The sequence below is a fragment of the Acinetobacter seifertii genome (assembly GCF_000368065.1).
GTDB classification, from domain to species: Bacteria; Pseudomonadota; Gammaproteobacteria; order Pseudomonadales; family Moraxellaceae; genus Acinetobacter; species Acinetobacter seifertii.
This window is the reverse complement of record NZ_KB851209.1, coordinates 1-5,689: the sequence shown is the minus strand read 5'-3', so window position 1 is coordinate 5,689 and position 5,689 is coordinate 1. Positions and strand designations below refer to the sequence as shown.

At 39.7% G+C, this 5,689-nt stretch carries 4 protein-coding genes; 2 read left to right on the top strand and 2 right to left on the bottom strand.

Annotated features, from left to right (window positions below; all coding sequences use genetic code 11):
• Positions 1–1,401: alkyl/aryl-sulfatase (locus F985_RS24950; RefSeq protein WP_004706794.1), on the bottom strand; the 1,401-nt coding region annotated here is incomplete at its 3' end.
• A 1,200-nt stretch (positions 1,402–2,601) separates the two neighbouring features.
• Here F985_RS24950 and F985_RS24945 point away from each other — a divergent pair.
• Positions 2,602–3,003, top strand: coding sequence for a MobC family plasmid mobilization relaxosome protein (locus F985_RS24945; RefSeq protein WP_004706792.1), 402 nt, complete (start codon positions 2,602–2,604; stop codon positions 3,001–3,003).
• On the top strand, positions 2,993–4,807 hold the full coding sequence (locus F985_RS24940; RefSeq protein ID WP_004706791.1) for a relaxase family protein: 1,815 nt from the start codon (positions 2,993–2,995) through the stop codon (positions 4,805–4,807). Before F985_RS24945 ends, F985_RS24940 begins: the two co-directional genes overlap by 11 nt.
• Before the next feature lie 232 nt (positions 4,808–5,039).
• On the opposite strand, the gene F985_RS24935 is transcribed toward F985_RS24940, so the two are convergent.
• Positions 5,040–5,689 (bottom strand): alkyl sulfatase dimerization domain-containing protein (locus F985_RS24935; protein ID WP_004706789.1); only part of this gene is annotated, 650 nt, incomplete at its 5' end.

Genomic DNA, 5,689 nt, shown 5'->3' with positions numbered 1-5,689 from the left:
AATCTCGGCAGCCCATCTATAGTCAGCTTGAGCATAGGCATCCCGCGCATTTTTTAATGCATTATTCTCCCCACCTGCCAACTCAATATATTTTTTTGCAACAGCTTTAGGCGGTAATGGATCTAAATTGGAAGGATGAGCATCGAACCATCCCATATAGTATTGGTATATCGCTTTTACATTATGCTTTAAGGTTCCATAATAGCCATGCGCATATAGCTTTTGATCAAGTGCCGCTGGAAGCTGAATTTTCTCGGCAATTTCAGCACCATTAAAACCAGAGTTCATATATCTCACCGTCTGATCATGTGTGAACTTATAAACATCTCGCTGGGTTTTAATAAAATCTTGAATATTGTCATTGCCCCAGACAGGCCAATGATGTTGTGCAATCAATACATCGGATGCTTTGGCATGCTGCATTGCTTGGTCTAAATAGCCTACCCATTTTAAGGCATCACGGACTTTGGCACCGCGGAGGGTATAAAGATTATGCATGGTATGCGAAAGAATTTCTGCGCCATTATAAAGTTTCAGTGATGGGATAGAGAAGGTTAACTCTGCTGGCGCTTCTGAACCCGGCACGTTATAAAACACAAAATCCAAACCATCAATGGTCATTTTCTGTTCTGCTTGGGTGATCAGTTGTGTAGGCTCAAGGATTCCCATTTTCCCAACAGCAACAGCCTTACCTAAACCTGTATCCACCAATCCTTCAGCATTCTTTGGTAAAAAGGTTCCATACATATAGGTCGCACGACGTATCATGGCTGAACCTGCCATCAAATTTTCACTGGTCGCTTCTTCCATAAAGCCTTGTGGCGCAATAATTGGGGTTTTTCTAGCGTTAATTTCTTCTGTAGAAAGAACGCCTAATGCACCACCAAAATGATCGATATGGCTATGGGTAAAGATAATGGCTGAAATTTTTTGCTCACCTAAATGCTGCCTAGCAAATTTAAGTGCTGCTTCAGCCGTTTCTTTAGAGGTTAATGTATCCACAATAATCCAGCCAGTATCACCCTGAATAATGGTCATATTTGCCAAATCAAAACCACGAATTTGCCAAACTCGATCTGTCACTTTAAATAGACCAACATTATTGTTGAGCTTTGCTTGTCGCCATAGTGCAGGATTAACAGTATTTGGTGCTGGATCATTTAAAAAATTAAACGCATCAAAATCCCAGATCACATTGCCTTTTTCACTTTTAATTTGACCTGTTGGCTTGGCAATAAAGCCTTTTTGCGCATAATTAAACTCTGTCATATCGTCTAAATTATATTTCGTTTTATACGCATTATTTGATTCAATGACCGCTTTTTCGACTTGTCCATTTGCTGCAAAAACAGAAAATGGCAAAATAAACATCAATGAAACCGTTAAAAATTTAACTTTCATTGTCTTTCCTTCTTCAAAATATCCATAAATGTTGATTTCCTTGTCTATACTATTTTTGATATGTGTTGAATTAATAGAAGCTTTTCAATTCAAACATTATAATAACAGCCATCATTTTTTATGATGGAATCATAAAATAATATTTTACAAGAATATACCTGTTTTTATTAAAACTACGCAGTCCTTATTGGGCATGAGTTAGTAGGAGAGAAAAATAAAAATTTTGTTAAAACCTAAAGAAAAACCCCTCTGAGTCTTGCAACTTAGAGGGGTTTTGTCTTAAATTTGGTGGTACGCAGTTATTTGATGTTCGAGCATCAAGTAACGAAGATCATAAGGTTTGACGACCGTTATGATTTCACCTTTCGGCTTGTACCGCTTTTCAAATTCTATCAAATTGATAAAAAATGGCAAGCATTGTATCAGTAAAAAGTCTTTCGTTACCTGACTCTCGTTCATCCAATAAGCAATACATAGACAGTATTCGAGCCTTATCAGCTTCTGTGCATCCTTTTTAAGGAAGATATGCGGTGCATGTGGAGGGAATAAGTGTCACTGGTGCATCGTAGCGATAGTGAAAGCTGAGAAGCAGGAGCTGAACCGTTACAGGGGAATCCCACAAAAGCGGAGCGTTGAGAGTAGTTGTATAGGTTGGTTAAGTTGCATGTTGGAGAAATCCTCGCAGAGATACCGCCATACTTCGACAGGGAGCGCGTGGGGAGAGGTGCAGTACCTTTAGTCCTTGTCTGCCATGTATGTGAAGCATGGTGCGGATACGACCGATGCGTGGCTCCGTCAGCCTAATCAGGTTAAATCGGCAATACTTAGGGGATGTGTTATTTTTTGAATGACAGCCCTTAGGGAGAGTATTGCCGAAACTCTCTCAACGCTCACCATCTGCCTGAGCAAAGCGAGGGCTGTGGTGGTGGTGAGAAAGAGTTGAGTGCTATTGTTTTACAAGATTTATGCCAGTTCTTATTAGGGTTTATATACTGTATCATTTGATTAAATTTTAGTATAAATAATTCTTTCCCTTTTTAAATAAGCAAGGATACACAGTTACCCCTATTTCACTTCGTTTAATAGTGCTAAGCTGTGACCTTGATCAGGGGCTTCACCCCCGATACCCCCGAAAACCGGTTTAAAGAAAAATCAAAGATTTTCCTCTAAACCGGTTAGACCAAGAATGGGATTGTTCAAGTGGAAATAGATTCAGTAACTAAACAGAAAGTAGTACGGGAACGGACGTTTAAAGTCAGACTTTCAGAATCAGAATATCAATTGCTCGATGCCAATAATCCTTTTGGTTCAATCGCAAAGTTGCTACGTCAGTCAGCAGTAGATAAAGCAACAAAGATTTATAATTCCAAAGCAGATGATGCTGAAAAAATTAAATCAACAAAGATTGTTGAATCTTCATATAGCAAGACAGAGAGAAATTTAATCCTAGAATTGGGTCGTATAGGTAATAACGTGAATCAGATTGCCAAAGCGATTAATACGGATATTGCAGGGACAGGTACTTTTGACAAAGTGAAGTTACTTCATTTGTTGATTTCCATAGATCAACAACTTCGGGAGTTACGACCAGATGATCGTTGATTTTTTTAGACATGGTTCAGGATTATCTAAAGGTTGTCTAGATTATTTGCTTGGTGAAGATAGAGAGCGAGAACATGCACAGGTTTTAAGTGGTGATGTTGACTTGACCGCTCAACTGATTGATAGCAGTCCTTTTGCCAAGAAATATACCAGTGGTTGTTTATCCTTTTACGAGCATGCTTTATCTGACCAGGATAAACAGCAGATCATGCAAAATTTTGAGGAATGCCTTTTCCCTGGTCTCGATAAAGATCAGTACCAAATTTTATGGGTACAGCACCAAGATAAGGTGAATCAAGATACTGGAGAGACACGGCTTGAGCTGAATTTTGTGATTCCAAACGTTGAGCTTTCGACAGGCAAACGGCTACAGCCATTTTATGCGCCAGTGGATTTAGATCGAGTGGATCTGTTTAAGCAGATTACCAATGCAGAACATCAACTATATGATCCCGATGATCCGAACAATCAGCAGCTTTTAATCAATAAGAAGAACTTACCCAAGGATGTGAAGGATTTTAAAGATCAGTTACACCAAAGGATTTACCAAGCTGTAGTCGATGGCAAAGTTGCCGATCGGCAAAAATTGGTTGAATGGCTTGAATCGAATGAAATCAAAGTCACCCGACAAACCCAAAAATCAATATCAATCGAAAATCCATACGAGGGCGCAACACGTCCTATCCGTTTAAGTGGAGAGGTTTATGAGCAAGGCTTTAGCGCTACTGGCGAATATCGACAAGAAGTACAACAGCGAATTGCAACGTACCGAGGAACAACTTCTGAGCGGTATCGAGCAAACGTCACAGATTATCAAAGACAGCTTGAGCACAAGAGCCAATATCACAGCGACCGCTATCCAGCAGTCAGACGAGAAATTAGCGCAGAACCTACAGAACAGCTCACAGCAGATCGAGAAGCAGCTCGACCAGTACCAAGCCTTGCTACAGTCCAAATTGAGCCGTTTAAAGCAAATGAACGAGCAGATACAGACAAAAGAACAGCAAGTTCAGAACAAAAGCCTACTGAAACAGCTTACCACTTTGAATATGGCAATGATTTTGGGAGCTGCTATTTTAATTATTCTCATTATTGCGCTCGGTTTTATGGGCAAAAGCAAGTACAACGAGATACGGACACTCAATATGACCATCAACGAGAAACAAATGCGAGTGGATCACCTGAACCGATCGGGGGGCAGTTTGACGTTCAGCACATGCAGACAGCAAAACAGCAAAGCCCAACGTCTATGTATTCAGATCAACAAGGACGCAGGGGATTGGCAGAACAACTTCATGGTGCCGATGGGGTATTAAGTGATGACCGAATTAGAAACACAGTTATTGAAAATCATCGAAGAACAACAGCAGCAATTACAGCAACAACAAACTCAGTTGCAGCAGCAACAGCAGAGTTTAGACGTGATGCAAAAGAAAATTATCCAAGCCTTATCAGCACAATCAAAGGCAATGGAGAGCGTACAGACAGACTTAGTGCAAACACAAAAGTCATTATCGACAATACAGACACAATTTCACGAATTGGAAAAAAATACAGCGACCTATACCGAGCAGATCAATGGCAAAGTCAGGGAGATGAGCCAAATTACAACGAATTACGAGGACGTACTGGAGAAAATCTCAACCACACAACGGTCAGTCTCGTCACAAGTAGCCAAAGCTCAGCAGAATTTGCTCGAAACGTCCGAACTATTGAAGCGAATATCGTCCAAATGAAGGAACGGAAAAAGGAAATGGAGCAGCCCCAACCTAAGCGAGATCGGGGCATGAATTTTGGCATGTAGGGTTTATGCTCGATTCCGACTGTTGCTAATCAAAAATATGGAACAATGATTAAATATTAGGCGTGAAACGTGAAGAATCAATAAAAAAGCCCGACTTAGACAAGTTAGGCTTTTTTATTGATTGTAAATTATTGAAATAATTAAACTAATTTTGTATTTATGTGCACTAATGTGTGCACATAAAAGCGGAGACTTTAATTTGGTAGGGTTCTTTAAGCCCAGTCATTTCATCCTAATCATTTGGTCGAGTGACAATTGGAAAAGTTGAGTCTGGACGTTTAAACATTGCAAAGAATTTTCCAATTTCCAATGGATTGCCTTTGACTTTACTTTCGTTAGAAAGCAGGACTTTTACCCCTTTTATTTGACCTGTAATCATTTTTAGATATAAGGGCTTGGTTACGGTTAATGTTGGGCAATCCGATGCCAAATCTTTACTGTCATCATGACGCTTAAACTGCATGATTGAGTTTTCAACCCATAATGAAAAATTCTCTTGGGTATCCGACAAAACCAGATTGATACACTGGTTTTCATTTTTTAAATTTTCCACATCTAAATTTGTCGCCATGGCTTCAAGAAATCTTTCAGTTGGCGTGTGAATCAATAAATCACTCGGATCAGATGTATTTTGTAGGGGTACATTATTTTGTAGCTCTTGAGCACCCACCAAAAAGAAATTACGCCAAGTTGAAGCCTCAGCAGCATAGCCCAATTGACGATACGTATTTGCCAATAAGTCTTTTGCTTGTTGGTTTTGAGGGTTATTCAACACAATATGTTTTAAAATCTCGGCAGCCCATCTATAGTCAGCTTGAGCATAGGCATCCCGCGCATTTTTTAATGCATTATTCTCCCCACCTGCCAACTCAATATATTTTT

Excerpts from the sequence above, each read along its gene's own strand:
- F985_RS24940 (WP_004706791.1), top strand. The coding sequence starts at position 2,993 with ATGATCGTTGATTTTTTTAGACATGGTTCAGGATTATCTAAAGGTTGT.